This is a genomic window from Pseudomonas sp. GL93 (assembly GCF_003408955.1).
Taxonomy (GTDB): domain Bacteria; phylum Pseudomonadota; class Gammaproteobacteria; order Pseudomonadales; family Pseudomonadaceae; genus Aquipseudomonas; species Aquipseudomonas paracarnis.
In genome coordinates this window covers 1-1149 of record NZ_NKRF01000004.1, presented here as the reverse complement: position 1 = coordinate 1149, position 1149 = coordinate 1, and the positions used below count along the sequence as shown (strand labels likewise).

1 protein-coding gene and 1 pseudogene are annotated in these 1149 nt (G+C 56.7%); both read left to right on the top strand.

Annotated elements, in window-relative coordinates; genetic code table 11:
• Window positions 1–226: pseudogene (locus CER19_RS28700) on the top strand (sel1 repeat family protein); the annotation flags it as partial.
• The coding region (locus CER19_RS01715; RefSeq protein WP_133298294.1) for a DUF6396 domain-containing protein at window positions 226–1149 on the top strand (924 nt) is incomplete at its 3' end. The pseudogene CER19_RS28700 and the gene CER19_RS01715, both read left to right, overlap by 1 nt.

Below are 1149 nucleotides of genomic sequence, written 5' to 3'. Positions count from 1 at the left end.
TCCGGTATTGACCTGCCACAGCGGCCAGGCCTGCCCGGAAAGCGGCTACTGGAAGGTCATCTGGCCCTTTGGGCGTACGGTCATGGCGAAAGAAGTCATCCGCCACTTCAAACAAGGCGAAACCTTTCCGCCCCAGATCGTCAAGCGCTACGTTCTACGCACCTGGCCGATGCAAGACAAAACCACCCTGGATGAAGAGCGCGTTGAATGGGGACTACTCGGATGATGCGCCTGTGGCTGGTCACTGGCCTCTTGAGTTTGATGTTGGTGGGGTGTGATGCCCCAACCCATCCGACCAAGGACGCCCATGTGAATCCGCTCTCCGAGATCAAGGCCAAGCTGGCCTTCGCCTGCACGCATGAACAGATCCCCACGCCGTCCGCCGAGGCGGATGTGCTGTTTCAGTACGCCCGTTGGTTGCAGAAGAACAACCAGCTCAAACAGGACAAAAGCGTCGACGCCGAGATTGAGCGGCTGTACCGCATCGCAGCCGAAAACGGCCATTACAAGGCAAATATCAACTTGCAGAACGGCGCCATGCGCGGCAGCTTCACGCTCAGTGGCGAAACCTACCTGCGTATGAGCCAGCAACTGATCGATGCGGGCGTAGCGACAGGCTATTACTTCGTGGGAGTCTTTTTGCAGCAGGGAGCCGCCGGGCTGAAAAAGGACCCGGACATGGCGCTGCGTTACTACCGAAAGGCCGCCGATCAGGGGAGCGCACAAGCCCAGTACTATGTCGGCGACAAACTTGAACCGAGTGATATTGCCCCGGACGTTGCGCTCCAAATGTATCGTTGTGCCGCTGAGCAGGGCCATGGGAGAGCAGCCATCGCTTTAGGTGTCTACCTGAAATACAAGGGGCAATACCAAGAGGCACTCGAAGTATTCCAACTCGGCGTAATGGCAGGTAACGAAAGTGCTCCTAACCGTTTAGAAAAAGCATTTCGTGCTCCACCTCCTACCGATGAGCTGTACTATCTCGGCCAACAAGAAGACCTGGAACGCGCTGATCGTTATGAGAAAGTTGGCAAAGTACTGGGTGATTCTTCCTACGCCAACCCCAAAGTCCCCGAAATCAATGAAATCCTCCCCCTACCACCGGCCAAACTGCCGGCCTGGGACGGCAAGCTGCAATGGGTGGAAGCA